We start from the raw sequence: 22144 nt of genomic DNA, 5'->3' as shown, positions 1-22144 counted from the left end.
CGCGCGCCATGAGGAACCCCATGCTGGCAATGAACGCCGCGCAGGAACGGTGCGCGAACCTCGGTCCACACCGCGTGGATGCTCACCGCTGGTCGGTCGTGCGGGCCTGCGCCGGGCTTGTGTTGGCACTGGCGATGCTTCCCAACGTCTGCAACGCCGCCGCGTCCGTTGATCCCCGTCTTGTACCTGACACCGCCCTGGCGATCCCGCCACTGCATTTCGACAGCAACGGCGCGCTCCTGATCTCGCCCTCGGCGACGTCTTCGCGGCACGACTTCGACTACCTCGTCGGGAACTGGAAGCTGACGAACCGCAAGCTCAAATCCCGGCTGACCGGGTCGACGGAATGGCTCGACTTCGAATCCCGTGTGGAGATGCACCAGATCCTCGACGGCCTGGGAAACATCGACAAGTACACCGAGCAGTCGGCCAAGCCGTACGAAGGCGTTGCGTTGCGGCTGTTCGACCCCGCGACACGGCTGTGGAGCATCTACTGGGCCGATGGCAACTCCGGGCACCTGGATCCACCGGTGGTCGGTTCGTTCGAGAACAAGGTCGGCCACTTCTTCGCCAGGGATACCTACAAGGGCAGGAACATCATCGTGGTGTTCCGATGGGATATCCGGAATCCGCAGCAACCGATCTGGAGCCAGGCCTTCTCCACCGACGACGGGAAGACCTGGGAGTGGAATTCGATCAACGTTTCGGAACGGGTGAAGTAGGGCATCACACAGGCGGGCCGCCGCGTCTCCGCGGAGCCGACGTATCGACGCCTTCCGGCTCGCATGCACCGTTGTGGCAACGGATGCGGTCCGCTCCGTGCCTACGTGCTCCCACCTTGGCGACAGCTGCCGGACACGCGGTCCTCGAGGGCCGCGCGTGTGTCCGCATGCGCCTGCGTCACGACAGGTGTCGAACTCCGGTCTGGTCGTTCGTCGTACGGATCAAGGCGGCCAATCGGCGCCTGTGCGGATCTGTCCAACCCGGCATTCACCAGGAGCGCGTCGCCATGACCGTCGTCATTACCGCATTCGAACGATCGCCCGATGGCGGCAAGGGTCTGGCACGCGATACGCGCGTGCGCTGGGCGCTGGAAGAAGCAGGCCAAACCTACGAGGTCCGCCTGGTTTCGTTTTCTGCGATGAAACAACCCGCGCACTTGCGCCTGCATCCTTTCGGGCAGATTCCCACCTATGAGGAAGGCGATCTCACGCTGTTCGAAACGGGGGCGATCGTGCTTCATCTCGCCCAGCGACACGCAGGCCTGTTGCCAAGCGACGCCAACGCGCGGGCACGCGCCATCAGCTGGATGTTCGCGGCGCTCAATACCGTGGAGCCGCCAATCCTCGACCTGACCATCGCGAAGTTCCAGGAAGGCGACAAGCCCTGGGCCAATGAGCGCCTGCCTCTGGTCGAAGATCGCATTCGTCACCGGCTGGTCCAGCTGTCGGCGCGTCTGGGTGATGCCGCCTGGCTCGATGGAGCCTTCAGCGCCGGCGATCTGATGATGGTGTCGGTGCTTCTGAGGCTGAGGCCGTCGGGCATCCTGGACGAATTTCCGGGCCTGTTCGCGTACGTCGCCCGGGGCGAAGCGCGACCGGCATACCAGCGTGCGTTCGCCGCCCAATGGGCCATCAACGCGGCAAAGCCCGAAGCCGGCTGATGTCCGGCGCCAGGGGGGCAGAGCGCCATTCCAGAACCCATGGGTGCGCGGCTGCCGCGCCATGCGCCGTCGCCATGACCTGCGTCAGGGAGGGCCGCGCCGGGACGGGGCAAGGTGTCTGCAGTCGCAGGCAGCGCGCCCATTCGGAATGCCCGGAGGCATGCACATGTACCGTCCCCGCACCAACGCCCGCCTGACGTTGCTCGGCGCGACCATCGTTGCCTTGTTGATGGCAGTGCCCGCCATGGCGCAATCCGGTTCGCACGCCGGACATTCGGCGCATTCGCCCGCCGCGCGGCCGACCACGGGACCCACGACCGGGCAGCGCTGGGCCACCGACGCGCCGCTGCGTGACGGCATGGCTCGCATCCGCCAGGCGGTGGGCGCCCTCGATCACCTGCAGCATGGCCACGCTCCGCCCGCACTGGCACCCACGCTTGCCGGCCAGATCCAGTCCGCGGTCAACGACATGATTGCCAGCTGCAAGCTGGCGCCGGACGCCGATGCCGCGTTGCACGGTCTGCTGGTGAAGTTCATCGCCGGAGCCGAGGCGGTGCGCACCGGGCCGGTTACTCCGGACACGCTCAAGCCCATGCAGGCCGCGCTTGCGCAGTACCCCGTGTTGTTCGACGACCCGACGTGGAACGCAGCCTCCGCTCACTGATCCGGCAAGCGGCTCGCGCCGCTGGGCTATTGCGTCTTTGCGCGACGAAGGCGGACGATCAGGGCGGTCGCGAGAAAGCCCAGCGGGGCCATGACGAGCAGGTTCGCCAGCGGTGAGAAAAGAAGGCCCAGTGCGGCGGTCGAGCTGGACGGCGAGACGAAAACGGATCGATACGTGACGATGTCCAGCCCCAGGCAGCACAGGGCCGCCACGACGGCATGCAGCGGTCGGCGACCGACGGATGCGAGCACCAGGCACAGCACATAGGGAAGCGTGGACCATGCCAGCAGCCCGAAGGTGAAGGCGCTCCATCCCCCTTCCGCTTTCGAGGCGATATGCAGGTGCAGGCCGATGCCAAGGAGCGGAACCAGCATTCCCGCCGCAAAGACCCACGTGTTGTTCCGCGACATGGTCAGGCTCCAGGCAGGCAGGTGGTGGGACGGCGGCGGTGGTCGAAGCGGACACTAGCATCGCGCTTGCCTGCCTGTCCGCCATCGGTCCGAGGCGATTGCGGCCCCGATGCCCTGTGCCGTTCCTGCCCGGACGCGCTCGCATGGGAGGCAAGCCGTCAATGCGGCCGCGCCTGCGCGATACCCTTCGGACGTACAGACCGGAGACTCCCGTGCGCCATACCCTTCCTGTTTTCGCCTGCCTGGCCGTCGCGCCGGCATTCGCCCACGACGGCCCGCCTCCCGCGGAGAAGCCGGAGCTTCATGAGATCGGCACGGCACCTTCGGCCGTGCGCATCGAAGCCGACATCCGCAAGCTCGTCTCGTTCGGCACGCGCCATACCCTGTCGAGCCAGACCGACCCGGTCCGCGGCATCGGTGCGGCGACGCGCTGGATCCATGCCGAATTCGAACGCATCTCGCGCGACTGCGGCGGTTGCCTGGACGTGCGCTACGTGAAAGGCACCGTGCAGGGCGAACCGCGCATCCCCGGTCCGGTGGAGGTGGTCAGCGTCATCGCGATCCAGCGCGGCACGGCCGATCCGAACCGCTACGCCATCATGAGCGGCGACATCGATTCGCGAGTGAGCGACGTGATGAACGCCACCGCCGACGCGCCGGGCGCGAACGACAACGCCTCGGGCATCGCCGGCACGCTTGAAGCCGCGCGCGTGCTCAGCAAGTACCGGTTCCCCGGCTCGATCGTCTACGCCGCGCTTTCAGGCGAGGAGCAGGGACTGTTCGGCGGCAAGTTCCTGGCCGAGCAGGCGAAGAAGGACGGCTGGCGCATCCAGGCCGTGCTCAACAACGACATGATCGGCAACGTTGCCGGCATCAACGGGGTGACCGACAACACCACCGCGCGCGTGTTCGCCGACGGCATTCGCGCGAACGAGACGGCGGAGGAAGCGCGCCAGCGCCGCTTCACCGGCGGCGAGGTCGACTCGCCCTCGCGCAACCTCGCGCGTTACATCGACCGCATGGCCGACTACGTGCCCAACCTCGATGTGATGATGGTCTACCGCCTCGACCGCTTCGGTCGCGGCGGCCACCACCGCCCGTTCAACGATGCCGGCTTCCCGGCCGTGCGGGTGATGGAAACCAACGAGAACTACGACCGCCAGCACCAGGACCTGCGCACCGAGAACGGGCGCGTGTATGGCGACACCATCGAAGGCGTGGACTTCGCCTACGTCGCCAAGCTCACCGCACTCAACGCCGTGAGCCTGGCCGGAATGGCGTCCGCGCCGCCGCCGCCGGCAAAGGTGGGCATCGAGGGCGCGGTGACCGCCGACACCACGCTCAAGTGGGCGCGTCCGACGGCCGCACAGGCGCCGAACCTCGCCGGCTACCGGGTGTACTGGCGCCTCACCACCGACTCGCAATGGACGCGCAGCCGCTGGGTGGGCGACGTCACCGAGTTCACGCTGAAGAACACGGTGATCGACAACTACTTCTTCGGCGTGGCCGCGGTGGCGAAGGACGGCACCGAGAGCCCGGTGGTATTCCCGGGCGCGCCGGGCAGCTTCGGCGGGTACTAAGGCCATCGCGATCCCTGTCCGCTTCCCGGAGCGGACAGGGTCGCCAGCGCAGCCGGCACGCGCGATACGCCCTTGGACGCATTGGCCGCTGCCGGGCGCGGTGGGATAGTGGCGCGTCGCGGGTTCACAGACAGAGCGGAGGCCATGGGTCGCTCATCACGCGCAGGGATGACCGCCTACCTGAGGCGCATCGCGGTGCTGCCGATGATCGCCGCCGCCGGTCATGTCGCCGCGCAGGAGATCGAACCGCGTGCGTACTCCAACGCGCCGGTCGGCGTGAACTTCGCGATCGTCGGCGTCGCCCATACGCGTGGCGGGCTCAGCTTCGATGCCTCCGTGCCGGTCACCAACGAGGACCTGCGCACCACGAGCCTGGTGATGGCGTACGCACGGTCGTTGTCGCTGTGGGGCCGGTCGGCCAAGGTCGACGCGATCGTGCCGTACACGTGGCTGCACGGCACCGCCGATCTGATGGGCGCGCCGATCGAGCGCAAGGTCGATGGCTTCGCCCGGCCGGCAATCCGCCTGTCGATGAACTTCTTCGGCGCACCCGCGATGGGAATGGCGCAGTTCCGCGACTGGAAGCAGGACCTCATCGTCGGTGCGAGCGTGCAGGTGGCGCCACCGCTGGGGCAGTACGACGAGAACCGCATCGTCAACATCGCCAGTAACCGCTGGACGTTCAAGCCGGAGATCGGCATGTCCAAGGCCGCCGGACCGTGGATCACCGAACTGAAGCTGGGCGCGACCTTCTTCACCGACAACGACGAGTTCTACGGCAACACCACGCGCTCGCAGGAACCGGTCTACGCGCTGCAGGTGAACCTCATCCGCGGCATGACCTCTGGCGCGTGGTGGTCGTTCGATGCCACGTACTTCGCCGGCGGTCGCTCGCAGGTGGATGGTCGCTACAACCGCGACCTTCAGCAGAACTGGCGCGTGGGCGCCTCGCTGTCGCTACCCGTGGACCGCGCGAACTCGGTCAAGATTGCCGTCAGCAGCGGTGTGTACGCGCGCACCGGCAACGAGTTCGACGCGGTGGCGCTGAGCTGGCAACACCGCTGGGGTGGTGGACTTTAGGGCGCGCCTGCATCGCCGCACAAACGGCAATGTCTGCTATCGGCCAGCAGCGGACGTTGCTTACCTCATGCCTTTTTCACGCAGATCTCGTCGCGTTGGATCTTCCAAGCTCCGTCTCGCCTCAACTGCTCGATCACACCCTCGAAGACCGATTTGGGAGCTCTGAAATCTTGAGTTCCTTCTTTAACGGAAGCAACGAAGCTGATACAGCCATCCTGCACCGTAAAAGTTGCCACCGAATCCGTCGGGCCGTCATACCAGAATCCCGTGAAGGCGCCGTCGGAACTTTCGAACGGCGTCCCTTTCATCCGGTAGCCGTGCGCGGCCATCAGAGGCTCCAGGCGATCGATCGAGTCGCGCAGGATCTTGTTGTCGCCTCGGATGGCAGCCTGCTCGACAGGCACAAAACTCGCCCCCGCAGTAAGCACACAGGAGCAGAGCGCGACGAGAAGAACGACGGCGATCGCCAACTGCTTCATTCGCAACCCCATGATCCATGACCGCTTCGGGTCGAAAGCGGACATTAACATCGCTCGAAGCGTCTCGCCTGCGTCCGTCACCGCGATCGACCAGGGGCGGACATTGATGCGCTGGAGTGACCGGATGGCGTGAGCCGACTGCGGATTGAATGGGTTGCCAGGCATTGGCGGGGCCAGCTTCGCGTTTGCGTGTGTGAGCCGCAGATGACGCTGCCAACTCGCCGATACCCGCGTTGCAGGCAAGGCAGTGGCTCGCGAAGTCCGCGTCGAAACGCCGGCGGACGTTCAGCGGACGCTCGCTCGTTACGCTCACGGCCCCTCATCGAACCAGGAGCCGCTCATGACGATCTTCGATCCCAGCCGGACTTTGTTCGCCGAAGACGAGCCGGCCACGCCTATCGTGATCTTCAATCATTCCCGCCCGTACGCGCGCGCGCCGGTGTTCGTCTGCCTGCCGGCAATGGGCGTCGCCGCCAGCTTCTATACGCCGTTCGCGGAAGCGCTTGCGCGAGCCGCCGGAGGCGCGGCGGTGTTGTCCGATCTACGCGGACAGGGCGAAAGCGAGGCGCTGGCGCGACGCGGCGAGCGATTTGGTTATCAGGAAATCGTCGAGCAGGACATCCCGTCGTTGATCGCCGCGATCGCCGCGCAGTTTCCTGGTCGGCCCATGTATCTCGTCGGGCACAGTCTGGGCGGCCAGCTCGGCAGCCTGGCGGCAGTGCACGCGGCGCCCGGACTGGCGGGTTTGATCCTGGTGGCGAGCGGGACCGCGCACTATCACGTATGGCCACAAGCGCTGCGGCGGCGTGCATGCATCGCGGTGCAGGCCGTCCGCATGGTGACGGCCTTGCTGCCCCGATACCCAGGTCGTCTGCTTGGCTTCGGCGGCAACCAGCCGCGACGGTTCATGACCGATTGGAGCTACAACGCCAGCACCGGCCGATATCGCTGTGCGGGCAGTAGAATCGATTACGAGGAGGCGCTCAATGACGTGGTGCTGCCCGTCCTGTCGGTCGAGATCCGAGCCGATCCCGTTGCACCGACGGGCGCGGCGAGCGAGCTGCTTGCGAAGCTCGCATCCTGCACGATCGAGCGCCGGCAGATCGACGGCGTCACGACCGACGCGCCATGGCGGCGTCACTTCTCCTGGGCGCGGAGTCCGGACGAGGCAGTCGCTGAGATCATCGCCTGGGTGCGTCCGCAATTGTGCCAGGCCAACGTCGAACGTCGCGAGCGGGCCGTAGCATGAGCATCGAGCCGTCGGCACATCCTGCGCTTCGCGTGCTCGGACCAGTGCGGATCGAGCAGGGATCGGTAACGTTCGAACCGGGCGCGCGACGCGAGCAGGCGCTCCTTGCTTTGCTCGCCACCGAGGCGCGTCCGATGAGTCGCGCCCGCCTGGCTGCAATGCTCTGGCCCGATGCCGACGACGTTGACGCGCGCGGGCGCATGCGTCGCCTGTTGCACGAGATGTCGAACCACGTTGGGCACGACACGCTCGTCGCCGATCGTCAGACCGTCGCACTCGCTGACGATGCGTGCGCCGCCACCGACCTCGCTTCGCTGCGCCGCCTCCTCGCGCAGGGGCTGTATCGCTCGACCGTGGACGCGAACGAGGAGAGCCTTGCCGCACTGGAGCACGCGGTGCGTCTAGCCGCTGCCGAGTTCGCTGAAGGCCTGGTGCTTGACGAATGCGATGAACTGTCGGCGTGGCTCGAACGGCAGCGTGAGTCACTGCACCAGGCGCGGGCGCAGGCGCTGGCGCAGCTCGTCGCGCGGCTGGAAGGCGCACAGCAGCCCGAGCGCGCGCTCCAGCATGCGCAGGAGCTGGTCGCCGTCGATCCTCTGAACGAAGCTGCGCAGCGCTGGCTCATCCGGCTGTATGCCGCTGTCGGACAACCTCGCATGGCGTTGCAGCAGTTCGAGCGATGCCGGCAGGCCCTGCACGACGAGCTCGGTGTCGAGCCGGAAGCCGCAACGCTCAAGATCGTCGATGAAGTACGCGCGCGCGCCGCCATCGCGACGACACCTGCGGACGCGACGTCCGCGCCAGTGGCGGTGCGGTTCACGCGCAGCGGCGACGTTCATCTCGCTTATCAGGTGCTGGGCACCGGCCCGCTCGATGTGCTCCTCATCAGCGGCTTCATCTCGCATCTGGAGCAGGCGTGGGAGCCCGGCGGGCCCGCGGCCTTCCTCCGGGAACTCGCGCTCGACTTCCGGCTCATCCTTTACGACCGGCGCGGTGTCGGGCTCTCCGATCGGACCGTCGATCCGGCCGATACGTCGGTGAGCAGCGCCGACGCGCTTGCAGTGCTCGACGCGGCGGGCAGCCGACGCGCGCTCGTGTTCGCGGTGTCCGAGGGCGGGCCCATCGCGATCCGCCTCGCCGTCGAGCATCCAGAGCGCGTTGCGGGGCTGGCGCTTTGGGCAACACTTGCGCGGGGTACCGCCACGCAGGACTACCCGTGGGCGCTGACTGCCGAGCGCTATGAGCGTTGGCTCGATGCGCTCGTCGCGCAATGGGGGCGGCCGGCCGCGATCGACACCTTCGCGCCCGAGCAGGCGAGTGACCCGCTGATGCAGCGCTGGTGGGCGCGCATGCTGCGCCTGGGATCCAGCCCGCGCTGCATGCACGCCGTCCTGCGCACGCTCGCGCTGAGCGATGTACGTGCTTTGCTGCCGCAAGTGCGCGTGCCGACACTTGTCATGCATCGAACAGGCGACCGCGCCGTGCGCGTCGGTGCCGGTCGCCATGTCGCGACGACCATCCCCGGCGCCCAGTGGCTCGAATTGCCCGGGACTGCGCATTGGTGGTGGCTGGGAGAGACAGCACCGATCCTCGAAGCCATCAAGGGCTTCGCGCAGCGCTTGGCGAACGACGACGATGGCTAGCGAGCCTTGAACGAACCGTTGGACCGCCGCTGGCTCATCGAGCCTGCCACCGCCCGGCGCCAAGCCGGGACACCAACCTGACTACCTCGGCAGATTCGAACGAATCAGGTTCGCGGTTTCAGCCAGTTGTCTGGCAGACGCCTGGACCCGCTCACGACGTTGCGCATCCCCGCTTGGATCGTGTGAGGTTCCTCTCTGGCGTCCGGCGCCATCGAATGTCGCGAGTTGGGGCGGACCTATCCCCCAGTCGCTGCCCTTCTGCCGAGGCACGACGTGGAAATGGAAGTGCGGTGTTTCCTGTCCGCTGTAGACCCCGTTGTTCTGGAACGTGAGTATTCCGAGCGGGCGGTAGGTCCTGACGAGCGCCTCCGCGACTCTCCTGGCCGAGAGCATTACCGCTTCGCATTCCTGGTCGGAAAGATCGAGGAGCGTCGCGACGTGCCGGCGTGTGATGACACAGCATTGACCCACTTCGAACTGCCATGGGTTGATCACGGTCAACGTATGTTCGCTTTCGTCGATGATCGCCCATCTGTCTTCGCGACTCGCCGTTTCGCAAAGGTCGCACGGATCTCTTACAGGAAGTTCGATCATTTGCCCTCTCCGATAGCCCTGCGACCGGCGCGGTGATTCAATCGGCCGGCGTGCCTGCGTCGTAGAGCACCACGCCGTCGCGCACGGTCATGCGCACGTCGGCGAAGGCGTCCGGCGCGTGTTGCGGGTCGGTGTCGAGCACGACGAGGTCGCCCGCCAACCCTTTCGCAAGTCGCCCGCGTTGCGTGGCCTGCTTGAAACGCTGCGCCGGCGCCGTGGTCAGGCTCGCCAGGATCTGGCTCCAGTCCATCCCGGCCGCGGCCATCAGCCGGTATTCCTGGTGCGTGTCGTACACGTGGATGTAGCCGGCGTCGGTGCCGAACAGGATCTGCCCGCCGCCGGCCGCCATCGCCTTCACCTGCTGCTGCGCGCTGCCGACGAAGCGCTGCACGACTGTTTCGGGAACGTTCTCGCGGCGCAGTTCGACGTCGAAGAGCGTCAGCGTCGGGACCAGTGCGATGTCCTCCGCCTTCAGTCGCGCGACGAACGCCGGCGACCATTCGCCCGCTTCCGGCGCTGTATGCGCCAGCACGTCGACGCCGCTGTCGATCGCCACCTCAAGCCCCGCCTGATCGGTCGGATGCGCGAAGGCGGGCTTGCCGTGCGCGTGCGCAGCGTCCACGACCGCACGCGCGATATCCTCCCGCATCGGCAGCACGCCCTGCGGTTTGCCGACGATGGCGCCGGTGAACAACTTCACGCCATCGGCGCCGGCTTCGATCTGCGTTGTCGCGCGCGAACGCGCTGCCTCGACGGTGGCGACCTCGGCACTGGGCGCTTTCGTCTGCGCCCACAGTTCGCGTACGTAGATCGGTGTTCCGTGCTCGGGATAGAACGGCATGTCCACCGTCAGAAGTTGCGGACCGGTGACCTCGCCATGCGCGACGCGCGCACGCAACGCGCGCACGTCGCCGGGCAGGGATGCGATGTCGAACAGCGTGGTGAACCCCCAGCGCGTGAAGCGCTCGCGCAGCGCATCGGTCAGCGCGGCGGCGGGCACCGTGTCGGGTTGATGGAACGGCGGCTCGATCAGATGGACATGGCTGTTCCAGAACCCCGTCGTCACGCTGGCGCCCTTGCCATCGACGATGCGCACCCCGCGCGGCACCTTGACCGTCCTGCGCGGACCGACCGCCGCGATGCGCCCGTCGTGGATCAGCACCGTCGCATCGTCGATGGGCGCCTCCTCCGGCGAGGGATACACGCGAGCGCCGACGATGGCGAGATCCTGCGCGGCCGCCGGCGCGGTAAGGCAGATCAGCGCGATGCCGGCAAGGGCGCGCAACGTCGGACGGATGGCCTGCATGGAGTTCCCCTGTTTGATGGCGTCATCGTGCGGAAGTGAATTCGCGTGGAGAAGCGTCGAAAGTCAGGGGCCGTTGTGGGTCGAAAGCGGACATCGTGACCGACGCAAGCCAAGGGCTATAACCGGCCAGTTTCGTACGATCTTTGCCAGCCGACGGCGCTCACGACGCGGCCCGCTTCGAATAGGAACGCCACACGGGATACGTTCTTGCCTTGGCTGTCGATGAACTCGACCTCGACCTGTTGCCTTGAGCAGACATCTGCCGGCATGTCCATATGGTCCCAACCCAGAAAGCGGAACGTGTCTGCCCTCATCGTTCGCGCAAGCTCGCGAGCGCCGTCGACTCCCGTCCCCAAGGGTCGGCCCACATCGCCTGCGCCGAGGTTGAAAGTTGCGGATGGGGTGACCAGCGCCGTAAGCCCGTCATCCGGATTTCCTGCGCGCTTGACGACTTCAATGGCGCGAAGGCTCAGGAGCTGGTGCAGCTCACGTGAGCCAGTGACCTCCGGTAGACCGCATACAGAGGGCTTTGCGAATGTCGGACTGGCTGTGAGAACCATGCAAATGCATAGCAGCCACGGGTGCATCTTCATCGACAGAGGATGTCCGCTTCGGGTCGAAAGCGGACATTAGCACCATCTAGCCGGCGTTACGGACGCGCTCCACCGACGTCAATGGTGCCGAACCGCGCGCGGACGAACGCCCCGCGTCGCCGCCCCAAGCGCAACAACAGCACGACTGCGACGGTGATCAGCGCGATCACAAGCAGCGAGCTTTCCGGGCCGAACATGCCGCCGGTCAGCCACTGGGGGCCGACGAGGCGGCTTTCAACAGGTGCCAGCGTTCGCCAGTCCTCGATGCCGGAGAGCGGCACGCCGCTCAGCAGGATGGTGAAGTTCCATGCGGCGTGATGCGCGGCCACCACCCACAGGTTGCGTGTCAGCACGAACAAGCCGCCCCAGAGCAATCCCAGCAAGGTCACCGACACCAGCATCGTCGTCACATCGCCCGCGCCGCCCTGCTCGACGTTGCCCAGGTGCTCCAGGGCGAACACGCCGGCCTGTATCGCCAGCGCCCACGCCGTTCCGAAGCTGCGTTCCATCACGCGGAACAGAAGGCAGCGATACACGAGTTCTTCGAGCGTTGCCGCGACGAAAATCACGCCCGCCACGCCCAGCAACGCGGACGAGAAACCGCGCAGCGCGACTGCTTCGTATGCGCCCAGCGCGAACAGCGCGGCGATCGGCAGTCCCACCATGGCAGCACCGCCCATGCCAGCGAGCACCAGCCGCAATGGCTGCAGCTGCAGCTCGGTCGCCTCGCGCTTCTCATGCCAGCGCACGTATGCCCAGTACGCCAACACCGCCGCCAGCAGGATGCCGACGCGCCTGATCGCACTGAGCACCTGCGCCGTCGGATGGAACGCGGCGTCGATGAGTGGCAACAGGCCCTGCCGGAAGATGAGCACGGCACCGAAGATCGCCGTCGCGCCGAGCAGCAGCGACCCCAGCATCCGGGCGGCGGCGCGCAGGCGCTGCCACCTGCCGTGTCCGGAGTGTTGTCCGCTCACCTGTTCCATTGTCCCTGGGCTCCCCTTCGCCGTAGCCGTCCATCTTCGTAGCGGGGCGGCGCTGGAGGAAGTGCCTGGCGGGCCGGTAAGCCACCTTTGCCAGCCCACTGATCTTCCTGTCCGAGGAAGGCCCCTGACGACATCCTCGCGCCAGGCTCCTTGCTGACTCCGAATGCCCAGTACGAGTCGCTGGCGCTGATCCCGTCCCTGGCCAGTTGAACGTCCGCTCCCGGCCAGAATCGGACGTTCGACGCCTATTTCATGTACCTCATGCAGATGGGCAAGCCGATCGCAAAAGAGAGCCAATAGCCGGCATACCACCAGCGGATGGCGGTGTCGGGTCCCGCCAGGGCCAACAGCAGAAGAACGCAGCAAATCAGACCAATCATGCCGAATCCTGCAGCACCGAACAGGATGCGAAATGGTCTGCTCTTCATCTGGGCCCCTTGATAATTTGATGCAGTATCTGTCCGAAGCCCCCGCGCCGTTACGACGTCCGCGTTGGGTCGAAAGCGAACATTAGCATCGCCTCGATGCCGCGCCTTCAATGCCCGCCATCCGCTTCTTGGCGAGTAGTGGACACTCGCGATTCGAGTTCGATCTACGCACCGAACGCTCCGTCTAGAACGCGGGTCCGGAAAGTCCGGGCCAATCGTTTACCGGATTTTCACTCCATCGCAGCGCATGCTCGCCACTCCCGTGACAGTTCGCGGAGGAATCCCGTGCCGATGCCGTCCGTTCGCAACCTTCTGGCGGGCATGATCGCCCTGCTTCTGGTGGGTGCATGCACACGTACGACACCATCGCAGACGCCGTCGCAGCCGGATGCACCGGCGTCGGCCGTCACTCCGTCCGCGTCAGCGCCGGCAGAGGCAGCGCCGCAGCCGGCGGGTCCTGCCGCCGGCACCCGGCTCACGGAAGCCTATGCGCGCGCGGCCGCGCGGGACGTGTATTTCTGGGCCTGGACGCTGGCCAATACCTACAACCGCCGCGTCAATTTCCAGAGTTTGCCTGGGCCCGGAAGACTCGGCGGCGTGTTGCCCGCGGCCCCGCCGAACAGCCTGAGCATGCTGACCGACTACGTCGCGCCAAGCCAGCGCGAAGTGGCATGCCCCAATCAGGATGTCGTGTATGGCGGTGGGCCGCTGGCGCTGGACGTCGAACCGGTCGTCATCCAGGTGCCTGATTTCGGCGACCGCTTCTGGGTCTATCAGATCGTCGATACGCGCACCGACAGTTTTGTCGACCTGGGCAAGATGTACGACACGAAGCCGGGCTTCTACCTGCTGGTCGGCCCCGGATGGAAAGGCGAAACCCCCAAGGGCATCGCGCGTGTATTCCGTAGCGGCACCAACAGCGGCTACGTGATCCCGCGTGTCTTCCTCGATGCCACGGCGGAGGATCGCAAGGCGGTACAGCCGTTGATCAACCAGATCGACATGTATCCGCTGTCGAAGTTCGACGGGAAGATGAAAACGCGCGATTGGACCGGGACACCGGACTTCCCGGCCCCGCCGCCGCAACCCGACGGAAGCGAGGCACCCAAGGTCGACCCGAAGACATTCTGGGATGAATTGCCCGCGGTGCTCGCGGACACGACGCCGTTGCCGGGCGAGCAGGCGCAATACGCCAAGGCGCTTTCGCTGGTCGAGGCCGCGAAACGCGACCCTGCGATCCGGGCCGCCATCACCGACGAAGCCGTTCGCACCGAGAAGGAACTCATCGCGCCATTGCTGGAGTTCCGCAACTTCGGCATTCCGCTGGCCGGGAACTGGAGCACCGTGCGCAACGGCGCGAAGTTCGGCACCGACTACTTCACGCGCACGGCGGTGGCCAAGTCCAACATCTTCGTCAACAAGCCCAACGAAGCCACCTACTTCTATCAGGACCTGGATTCGAATGGCGCGCGCCTGGACGGCGGAAAACGCTACACGGTGACCTTCGCCAAGGGCGGGCCGCCCGTGAAGGGCTTCTGGTCGCTGACGCTGTACGACGCGCAGCACTTCTTCGCGCCGAACGAGATCGACCGCTACTCGGTCGGCACCAAGAACAAGGACCTGGTGGCGAATGCGGATGGCACCACCACCATCTACGTGCAGGCGGACGCGCCGACCGATCCGTCGCAGCGCGCCAACTGGCTGCCATCCCCGAAGGGCAAGCCGTTCTCGCTGTACGTGCGCACCTACTGGCCCGACGCCGCCATCCTCGATGGCACGTGGTCACCGCCGAAGGTCGAACCGATGCAATGAAGGGCTGCGCCGCGGAGGTCAGGTCTCACCGGCGCTTCGGCGGCACCTTCACCCAGGCCAGCACGACCAGCCCGGCGAACACCGTGTAGGCGGCGACGAATGCCCACCACGGGGCCTGGAAGAAGATCAGCCGGGACAGCCAGTGCTCGATGAACGATTCGGCGTACACCGGCTGCCCGGCGCGCCGCCGCAGGGCCTGCTCCCAGATCGTCAGCGGGCACAGCGCACCCAGCCACGCCTGTGCGGCGATGAAGCCCATCAGCAGGACGTGGGCCAGGCGCCACCGGAACCGGCGTATCCAGCGCCAGCCGCGCCACGCGCCGATGGGGATGGCGACCGCACCCAGCACGACGAAGGCGACGATGCCCACGTGCAGCACGAGGAGGGCGTCGGCGGCGATCGCGGCAGCGGCGGGCGGCAGGCCGGTCATGCGGGCACTCTAGCCGCGGTTCCATGGGCGCAACGCTGTGCCGGCGCGGTTGCGGTCGCTTCACATGCTGCAATGCACAATAATGGCGCCATGTCCTCGTCCTCCCACGCCTCCGCGCCGCCGGTCCTGTCGCCGCGCCAAGTCACCCTGATCCTCTTCGCCCTGGCGATGGGTGGTTTCGCCATCGGCACCAGCGAGTTCGTGGTGATGGGCCTGATCACCGAGATCGCCCGCGGCCTGGGCGTCACCGAGCCGCAGGTGGGCCATGTCATCAGCGCCTATGCGCTGGGTGTGGTGGTCGGGGCGCCGGTGCTGGCGATCCTTGGGGCGAAGCTGTCCCGCCGCAGTCTGCTGCTGGCGCTGATGGGCTTCTATGCCCTGGGCAATCTCGCCAGCGCACTTGCGCCGGGGTACCACTCACTGATGCTGGCGCGCTTCGTCGCCGGCCTGCCGCACGGCGCGTACTTCGGCATCGCCGCGCTGGTGGCCGCACGCATCAGCCCACCGGAGCAGCGCGGTGCCGCGGTGGGTCGGGTGATGCTGGGCCTGTCGATCTCGTTGCTGGTGGGCAACCCGCTTGCGACGTGGCTGGGGCAGTCGGTCGGTTGGCGTTGGGCGTTCGCGGTGGTGTCGGTGATCGCGCTGGCCACGGTGGCCATGACCATGCGAGTGCTGCCGCCGGGCATGCATGCGCCGCGCCCGGATGCGCTGCGCGAGTTGCGCGACTTCAACCGCAGGCCGGTATGGCTGGCGCTGGGCATCGGCGCGATCGGTTTTGCCGGCATGTTCTGCGTCTTCAGCTATCTGTCGCCGACGCTGGTGCACGTGACTGGCGTGCGCGAGTCGTTCGTACCGTTCGGACTGATGGCCTTCGGCATCGGCGGCATCCTCGGCACGCTGGGTGGCGGCTGGTTGTTCGATCGCCTGCAGTTCCGCGCGGTACCGGCGGTGCTGCTGTGGTCGATCGCGATCCTGTTGCTGTGGCCGCTGGCCGCGCGTTCGGTGTGGACGGTGCTGCCCGCCGTGCTGGCGGTGGGCACGATGGGCGCGCTGGCGACCATCCTGCAGGCGCACCTGATGGACGTGGCGCGCGAAGCACAGACGCTGGCGGCCGCCTCCAACCATTCCGCGTTCAACGCCGCCAACGCGCTCGGCCCATGGCTGGGCGGCATGGCGATCACCGCCGGCTACGGCTGGACCTCCACCGGTGTGGTCGGTGCCATGACTGCGGTCGGCGGATTGCTGGTGTATGCGCTGGCACGCCGCGAGCAGCAGCGCCCGGCGCTCGTACTGGGCGAATGCGACTAGCCTTCAGCGCGTCGGCGCTTCGCCACGCGCGAGCGCTTCCTCCGCGGCGGTGAATGCGGACTGCGTACCGCGCGCCGCGTCCGGCAATCCGGTCACGAAGTAGGCAACGCCCGTTCCGCGCGTGCGGTCCACCCACAGGCCCGAGAGCAGGCCATAGGCCGATCCGGCGTGGCCGACGCGCGCCACGCCATCGCCGAAGGGATCGTCGCGGCAGCCTTCGCGCGACGTCGCCAACGTCTGCACGGCCAGTCCGTAGCGACAGAAGAAGCCGCGCTGCGCCTGACTGCTGTCGTCCTCCTCCGCGGTGACGCCGTTGCCGTCGCTGTACGTCCATTCCGGTCCGATCAGCGTTCGCATCGACGCACGCGAGAGCAGGCGAACGCCGTCCACCTCGCCGTCGCCGAGCAGCAGTCGGCCCAGCGTCGCCAGGCCCGAGGCGGAGATGCGCAGCCCACCCTGCGGCGAGAACAGCGCGCCATTGCGCCCGGCCTGCCACTGCGACAGATCGCATCCACCGTGCGTCGCGCGATTCACCGGGCACTCCGGTGACTGTCCGTGCAGGTCGTCGCGGATCGGCATGCGATTGACGTCGTACAGCACGACCGCACGCGCGACGGTGGCCGCGTTGCATGTCGTCCAGTTGAAGCAGGCATCCAGCTTCAGCGGGCGCAGCACCAGGCGGTCGATGAGACGGTCGAAGCGCTCGCCTGTCGCCTTCTCCATGGCCGACGCGACCAGCGGAAAATCGAGGTTGGCGTAGCGGAAGAACGTGCCGGGAGCGTGTGCGGTGTCCCAGGCGCGCGGGTCGTCGGTGACGTCCTTCAGGGCGCCGTCCAGCGGCACCGCGTAGTAACCCGCGTCGTCGGTGAGACCGGCCCGGTGGGAAAGCAGCAGGCGCAGGGTGATCGGCACATCCGGGAATGCGGGATGACGAAGGCGCCAGCCCAGCAGTGGAGACAGGTCTGCGTCGAGATCGAGCTTCCCCTGTTCGACCAGCCGCATCGCACCGAGGGCCACCACGAACTTCGAAAGGGAGGCGATGCGCACCGGGTCGTCCACGGTGATGCGGCGCTGCGCCGCGACGTCGGCGAACCCGTCGGCGCGTGCCGACACGACGCCGTCCCGATCGAAGGCGACGCGCACCCACGCCGTCGGTCCGGCCGCATGCAGCGGCGGCGACGCCAGGCATCCCAGTGCGGCGAAGACGGCGAAGGCGTATCGAAGCATCGGCGGGTCCCCGGCGACGACGCCGGCGGGGCTCGCGGCGCGTTGCAGCATTGAAACATGCCGCGCGGCAGTGCTGGATTTCCCGGCGATGTCCTTCACGCCACGGCGTAGGGGCGGGCGCACACTGCGCCGTAGCTTGCGCGGGAGTCATGAGGTCATGGCGATACCCAGCGAAGTGCAGTCACCGGCGATCGACGGGCAGGTCATCAAGGACATGCTCTGGGCGTTCGCCGTCCGTTCGCCGGAACACGCAGTCATGTTGCTGGACAGCGACGGCGAAGTGACCTGGACCAATGCAGGCGCCGAGATCATCCTGGGCGCGGTGCCCGGGGGGTTGATCGGTTCCCCGATCGCGCGCTTCTTCACCCGTCGCGACGCGATGGCTGGCATTCCCGACCACGAACGGCTGGAGGCGCGGCATCGCGGCACGGCGTCCTACGACCGCTGGCTGCGTCGCCTGGACCGTTCGCGCTTCTGGGCTTCGGGGGTGATGGTGTATCTGGGCGAGGAGATGCCGTGCTGCAGCTACCTCAAGTTGTTCCGCGACCTCACCGAAGTGAAGATGCAGCTGGAAGCCAATCGCGAGCGCGCGATCGCGGCGACGGAATCCAGCGAGGCAAAGAGCGCGGCGATCGCGCTGATGGCGCACGAACTGCGCAATCCGTTGTCGGGCATCAGCCTGGCGGCGGCACTGATGATGCAGCGAAGCGAGGACGATCCGAAGTTCGAAGAGCCGGTGCGCATCATCACGCGCAACGTCTCGCTGGCCGTGCGCCTGATCGAGGACCTGGTCCAGCACAGCCGCATCAGCTTCGGAAACGTCAGCCTGGAATACACCAAGATGGGACTGGGCGAGCTGCTGGAGATATCGGTGGACATCGCGCGTCACCAGATGGACCAGGACGAACGACCGGTGCGCATCCTCGTTCCGGCGTCCGACATCGAAGTGCAGGTGGACCGCATGCGCATGCAGCAGGTCATCGTGAACCTCGTCACCAACGCGCTGCGCTATACACCCGAGCCCGGCCGCATCTGGGTGAGCGGAACGCTGGAGGGTTCCGATGCGATCGTGCGTGTGTCCGACGAAGGTGTCGGTATCAGCCCGGACCACCTGGAAACGCTGTTCGAGATGTTCACCTTGCCGCGGTTGAAGGGGTCGAAGCTCGGCCTCGGCCTGGGGCTGGCGCTGGTGAAGCAGATCGTCGAACTGCACGGCGGCAGCGTGCAGGCGCGCAGCGAGGGCCTGGACAAGGGCAGCCAGTTCGTCGTCCGTTTCCCCGCGCGCGGCAACGGCGCCTGCTGAGCGTCCTCAGCCCGCGCCCGGACGCACGTGGAAGCCGAGCGCGCCGGCCACTGCCGGCACGGCTTCGTCGTCGCGCTGCAACGCAATCCATCCGGCGTGCGTGTCTTCTCCCGTCTCCCACGTCCACAGGGTGTAGTGGTGTTCGCGCAGGCGGTCGAAGGCGATGTTGATGAGCGCGGGGACCTCGGCCTCGGCGAGGAACTCGTCGTCGAAGGCATCCTCCACGCCCCAGTCGATGCGCAGGTTGAAGCGCGCGGCCAGTTCGTCCATCACCTCGATCAGGCCGGTGGCATCGTCGTCCTGGATGTGGAAGCCGGCCTTCCAGTCGATCGCATCGCGCAGCACGGCGACCGGATCGCCTCCTTCGGCGAGCGCGTCACGGGCGGCGCCGAACTGCAGCAGCGCCGCGTCCTCGTCTCCCGGATTCACCAGCAGCAGGAACTGCCAGGCCACGGCTTCCAGAGCCGCATCTTCGTCCAGGTCCGCATCCGGATGGAACGCGCGGGCGAAGTTGTCGTCGGGGTCGTACTCGGTGTGCATGGTCGTGCGCGCGCTGTGCGGTGCGACAGGATACGGCGCGATGGCGTTGCCCGCGGATGACGACCATCGGCTGCGCCGTCGGGTGGTTTCCGGCGGTTAAGCTGCGCGACCGCCGCGTATCCACTGGCGTTCGGGAAGGCGAAAGCTGGCTGTTCTGCCGGAACGCGCCGCCGCCCCGGGGCGACGACGCGGCGTGATCAGGCGTGTGCGGACGCGTGCGGGAGAGGCGTGCGCGTGGCGGGACGTTCGGATTCGCGTGCGGACGACGTCTGCGCCGGGCCCAGGTCGGCCACCTTGTAGCCCGCGGTCTGCATGGTGTGCAGCAGCGGGATTCCGAACGGGCGGTCGATGGTCTTGCGCAGGTTGTACAGGTGGCTGCGCAGCGTGTCCGAATCCGGCGCCTCGCCGCGCCAGATCTCGCGCTCGATCTCCTGCCGCGACACCACGCGCGGCGATTCGCGCATCAGGATGTGCAGCAGCTGGAAGCCGGTGGGCGAAAGGCGCAACTCCTGGCCGGCGCGGAACACCGTCATCGCTTCCGGATCCAGCACCAGGTCGGCCACGCGCAGCACGCCGCTGCCCATGGCCTTGCGGTCGCGGCGGATCAGCGCGCGCACTCGGGCTTCCAGTTCCTGGATGGCGAAGGGCTTGGTGAGGTAATCGTCGGCGCCAGCCTCCAGCCCGGTGACCTTGTCGTCCAGCGTGTCGCGCGCGGTGAGCATGAGGATCGGCGTGGCACTGCGCTGGTCCTTGCGCAGGCGACGACACACGTCCAGTCCGTCCAGGCGCGGCAGCGAGCGGTCAAGGACGATGGCGTCGTAGGTGGTTTCGTGCGTGAGTCGCAGGGCGTCCGTTCCGTCGCGGGCGAAGTCCACTTCGTATCCTTGGGACTCCAGGTACTCGCCGACCATCTCCGCGATGGCCAGGTGATCTTCAACGATGAGAATCAGACCGCCGTTGTTCTTCATGCTCGCCTCCATAAGTGCGTGAAGGCTGCGAACAGCCTTGTGAAAGCGAGGTGAGCACATTGGCTGAACTGCGCACTGTGTCGCGCCATGCGTTCAGCGGGCCGTTCATGGATGCGACGGAGGCGTGGAGATCGGTCCTCATTGGACATAATCGGCAAAGTCGTTCGCCTCGACCGGCGCGTGGCGCGCCTCCCGAGGCGATGTTCGATCGCAAAAAAAGGGCTGCCGCGAGGACATGCGCGGCAGCCCGGAAATGATGACAAGAGGCGCCCCCTTTCGACGCCTGGCCGGACTCGCATTCGGCCGTCGCCAGATTCGGTGCGCCGTCGATGCCATCCCATCGGACGCGTCCGAAAGCGGTGGCATCGGTGGCGTGGTCCGTCCGTCGGCCGGTCGCCGTGTGCACTGTCGTGCGGGGCCTCGCGCGACCACGCTGGCGAACGCATACACGCCGCGGAGGTCGCATGGCATCGATCCAGCGTGACATCGAGGTGGACGCGCCGATCGCACGCGTCTGGGACGCACTGAGCGACGTCGGCCGCATCCACGAACGGCTGGTCCCCGGCTTCGTCGCCGATTGCCGGATGGAGGGCAACGTGCGCGTGGTGACGTTCGGCAACGGCCACACCGTGCGTGAGCCGATCCTGGACGTGGACCCGCAGCGGCACCGTGTCGCCTGGGCGGCGATCGGTGAACCGTTCACGCATTACAACGCCTCGGTACAGGCGCTGGAGTCCGCACCGGCGCGCACGCGCCTGGTGTGGATCGCCGACCTGCTACCCGATGACGCGCGGGCGCAGGTCGACGCGATGATCGTGCAGGGACTGGAAACGATGAAGCGCACGCTCGAGCGCGACGCGCGCGCCTGAACGCTCAGGGCAGCGCCGTGCCCTGGTCGGCGATGGCCAGCCAGCGGCGGCCGTCGTGGCTGTAGGTCACACCGGTGTAGGCGTGCTGGCGGAAGCCGATGCGCGGGATCTCGTACACGGTCTCGTACAGGATGAAGGCCGAGTTGCAGCCGTCGACCACGCGGTAGACCTCGGTCCAGCTCCATTGCGCTTCGCGGTTGGCGAAGTGGCTGCCCAGCGCGGTCATGATCGCGTCGATGCCGATGAACTTGGCGCCGCTGCCGAACACCGTGACCGCGCGTTCGTCGTGCACGGCGCGGAAGGTTTCGGCGTCGTAGTCGCGGAAGGACTCCATGTCCATGCGCTGGGCCAGCTCGAACTGGCGCGCGCAGCCGCGGGCGTGATGATCGTCGCCCCGGTCGCCGGCGAAGGCGGTGGGAGCGGCCAGGATCAGCAGTGCGCCAGTGAGCAAGAGGGAGCGGGGCATCGTCCTGTCCTCGGATTGGGGGTGTGACGACCGTAGGTCGGCAGGCGGCTCCATTCGAGATCCAATACAGACCCCATCGACGGAGCCATTGCGGCCGCGACGTCGTGCGCTACCCTGCGGCGGCACGCCCGAAGGAGACGGACATGGACCGCGACGAACAGCAGATCCGCGACCTGGTCGCGACCTGGATGCGCGCCACGCGTGAGGGCGACGGCGCCACCGTGCTGGAGCTGATGACCGACGACGTGGTGTTCCTGGTGGCGGGCCGGCCGCCGTTCGGCAAGGCCGAATTCGCGCAGGCCATGAAGCAGCAGGCGCAGTCGTCGATGGCCTTCGAGGGCCACAGCGAGATCGAGGAAATCCTCATCGCCGGCGATTGGGCCTTCATGCGCTCGCATCTGACGGTGCGGGCCTTGCGGCCGGGGGAAAGCGACATCGTGCGTTCCGGACACACGCTCACCGTGCTGACGCGAGACGACGGCCGCTGGCGCATCGCGCGCGATGCCAACCTGCTGGTGGCGCAGCCGGAGGAAAGCCCGTGACGTG

At 67.1% G+C, this 22144-nt stretch carries 22 protein-coding genes; 12 read left to right on the top strand and 10 right to left on the bottom strand.

All coding sequences use genetic code 11. The annotated features are described in order from the left end of the window. The first annotated feature begins 8 nt into the window (after positions 1-8). The 3 genes from QLQ15_RS02460 (at position 9) to QLQ15_RS02450 (ending at position 2327) form a co-directional block, all read left to right on the top strand. The gene (locus QLQ15_RS02460; protein ID WP_283211277.1) at positions 9-722 is read left to right on the top strand and encodes a hypothetical protein; all 714 of its coding nucleotides are present in this window, start codon (positions 9-11) and stop codon (positions 720-722) included. Between the two features lie 287 nt (positions 723-1009). Then, on the top strand, positions 1010-1663 hold the full coding sequence (locus tag QLQ15_RS02455) for a glutathione S-transferase family protein (RefSeq protein WP_283211276.1): 654 nt from the start codon (positions 1010-1012) through the stop codon (positions 1661-1663). 166 nt (positions 1664-1829) lie between these two features. Beyond that, positions 1830-2327 (top strand): DnrO protein, encoded by a 498-nt coding sequence (locus QLQ15_RS02450; protein WP_283211275.1) that lies wholly within the window; start codon positions 1830-1832, stop codon positions 2325-2327. 26 nt (positions 2328-2353) lie between these two features. Here QLQ15_RS02450 and QLQ15_RS02445 read toward each other — a convergent pair whose 3' ends face one another. Beyond that, a complete protein-coding gene (locus QLQ15_RS02445) occupies positions 2354-2737 on the bottom strand; it encodes a hypothetical protein (RefSeq protein WP_283211274.1) in 384 nt (127 codons plus the stop codon). A 212-nt stretch (positions 2738-2949) separates the two neighbouring features. On the opposite strand from QLQ15_RS02445, the gene QLQ15_RS02440 reads away from it, so the two are divergent. After that, positions 2950-4317: a M28 family metallopeptidase gene (locus QLQ15_RS02440; protein WP_283211273.1), complete on the top strand. Its 1368-nt coding sequence runs from the start codon at positions 2950-2952 to the stop codon at positions 4315-4317. 168 nt (positions 4318-4485) lie between these two features. After that, on the top strand, positions 4486-5397 hold the full coding sequence (locus QLQ15_RS02435) for a transporter (protein WP_283211272.1): 912 nt from the start codon (positions 4486-4488) through the stop codon (positions 5395-5397). Between the two features lie 65 nt (positions 5398-5462). Here the strand turns inward: QLQ15_RS02435 and QLQ15_RS02430 are convergent, their stop codons facing one another. Further along, the gene (locus QLQ15_RS02430) at positions 5463-5921 is read right to left on the bottom strand and encodes a hypothetical protein (protein ID WP_283211271.1); all 459 of its coding nucleotides are present in this window, start codon (positions 5919-5921) and stop codon (positions 5463-5465) included. 295 nt (positions 5922-6216) lie between these two features. Here QLQ15_RS02430 and QLQ15_RS02425 point away from each other — a divergent pair, with 295 nt between their 5' ends. Next, complete coding sequence (locus QLQ15_RS02425; protein ID WP_283211270.1) at positions 6217-7125, top strand: alpha/beta fold hydrolase; 909 nt, start codon at positions 6217-6219, stop codon at positions 7123-7125. Further along, a complete protein-coding gene (locus tag QLQ15_RS02420) occupies positions 7122-8768 on the top strand; it encodes a bifunctional AfsR/SARP family transcriptional regulator/alpha/beta hydrolase (RefSeq protein WP_283211269.1) in 1647 nt (548 codons plus the stop codon). The genes QLQ15_RS02425 and QLQ15_RS02420 overlap by 4 nt, the downstream gene beginning before the upstream one ends. An 81-nt stretch (positions 8769-8849) precedes the next feature. Here the strand turns inward: QLQ15_RS02420 and QLQ15_RS02415 are convergent, their stop codons facing one another. From QLQ15_RS02415 to QLQ15_RS02405, 3 genes are all read right to left on the bottom strand, one after another. Continuing rightward, the gene (locus QLQ15_RS02415) at positions 8850-9362 is read right to left on the bottom strand and encodes an HIT family protein (RefSeq protein ID WP_283211268.1); all 513 of its coding nucleotides are present in this window, start codon (positions 9360-9362) and stop codon (positions 8850-8852) included. A gap of 37 nt (positions 9363-9399) precedes the next feature. Next, entirely contained in the window at positions 9400-10668 is a 1269-nt protein-coding gene (locus QLQ15_RS02410) for an amidohydrolase family protein (RefSeq protein WP_283211267.1), read from the bottom strand. Between the two features lie 649 nt (positions 10669-11317). Further along, positions 11318-12238 carry a CPBP family intramembrane glutamic endopeptidase gene (locus QLQ15_RS02405; protein WP_283211266.1) on the bottom strand — a complete coding sequence of 307 codons (921 nt, stop codon included), beginning with the start codon at positions 12236-12238 and terminating at the stop codon, positions 11318-11320. A gap of 728 nt (positions 12239-12966) precedes the next feature. Between QLQ15_RS02405 and QLQ15_RS02400 the strand changes: the two genes are divergently transcribed. Next, entirely contained in the window at positions 12967-14487 is a 1521-nt protein-coding gene (locus QLQ15_RS02400; protein ID WP_283211265.1) for a DUF1254 domain-containing protein, read from the top strand. A gap of 25 nt (positions 14488-14512) precedes the next feature. On the opposite strand, the gene QLQ15_RS02395 is transcribed toward QLQ15_RS02400, so the two are convergent. Further along, a complete protein-coding gene (locus QLQ15_RS02395; protein ID WP_283211264.1) occupies positions 14513-14917 on the bottom strand; it encodes a DUF2784 domain-containing protein in 405 nt (134 codons plus the stop codon). Positions 14918-15007: 90 nt separating this feature from the next. On the opposite strand from QLQ15_RS02395, the gene QLQ15_RS02390 reads away from it, so the two are divergent. Then, positions 15008-16225, top strand: a complete 1218-nt coding sequence (locus tag QLQ15_RS02390; protein WP_283211263.1) for an MFS transporter — start codon at positions 15008-15010, stop codon at positions 16223-16225. 3 nt (positions 16226-16228) lie between these two features. Here QLQ15_RS02390 and QLQ15_RS02385 read toward each other — a convergent pair whose 3' ends face one another. Then, positions 16229-17452: a serine hydrolase domain-containing protein gene (locus tag QLQ15_RS02385; protein WP_283211262.1), complete on the bottom strand. Its 1224-nt coding sequence runs from the start codon at positions 17450-17452 to the stop codon at positions 16229-16231. 157 nt (positions 17453-17609) lie between these two features. On the opposite strand from QLQ15_RS02385, the gene QLQ15_RS02380 reads away from it, so the two are divergent. Continuing rightward, positions 17610-18755: a PAS domain-containing sensor histidine kinase gene (locus QLQ15_RS02380; protein ID WP_283211261.1), complete on the top strand. Its 1146-nt coding sequence runs from the start codon at positions 17610-17612 to the stop codon at positions 18753-18755. Between the two features lie 6 nt (positions 18756-18761). On the opposite strand, the gene QLQ15_RS02375 is transcribed toward QLQ15_RS02380, so the two are convergent. Beyond that, on the bottom strand, positions 18762-19295 hold the full coding sequence (locus tag QLQ15_RS02375; protein ID WP_283211260.1) for a DUF6630 family protein: 534 nt from the start codon (positions 19293-19295) through the stop codon (positions 18762-18764). Between the two features lie 197 nt (positions 19296-19492). Further along, positions 19493-20263 (bottom strand): response regulator transcription factor, encoded by a 771-nt coding sequence (locus QLQ15_RS02370; RefSeq protein ID WP_283211259.1) that lies wholly within the window; start codon positions 20261-20263, stop codon positions 19493-19495. 464 nt (positions 20264-20727) lie between these two features. Between QLQ15_RS02370 and QLQ15_RS02365 the strand changes: the two genes are divergently transcribed. Further along, entirely contained in the window at positions 20728-21132 is a 405-nt protein-coding gene (locus QLQ15_RS02365) for an SRPBCC family protein (protein WP_283211258.1), read from the top strand. A gap of 4 nt (positions 21133-21136) precedes the next feature. Here the strand turns inward: QLQ15_RS02365 and QLQ15_RS02360 are convergent, their stop codons facing one another. Continuing rightward, on the bottom strand, positions 21137-21598 hold the full coding sequence (locus QLQ15_RS02360) for a hypothetical protein (RefSeq protein WP_283211257.1): 462 nt from the start codon (positions 21596-21598) through the stop codon (positions 21137-21139). Between the two features lie 143 nt (positions 21599-21741). Here QLQ15_RS02360 and QLQ15_RS02355 point away from each other — a divergent pair, with 143 nt between their 5' ends. After that, on the top strand, positions 21742-22140 hold the full coding sequence (locus QLQ15_RS02355; RefSeq protein WP_283211256.1) for a YybH family protein: 399 nt from the start codon (positions 21742-21744) through the stop codon (positions 22138-22140). Positions 22141-22144 lie beyond the last annotated feature (4 nt).

Source organism: Lysobacter stagni, assembly GCF_030053425.1.
GTDB classification, from domain to species: Bacteria; Pseudomonadota; Gammaproteobacteria; order Xanthomonadales; family Xanthomonadaceae; genus Lysobacter_J; species Lysobacter_J stagni.
Note: the sequence above shows the minus strand (reverse complement) of the source record. Positions and strands in the feature narration are given on the sequence as shown.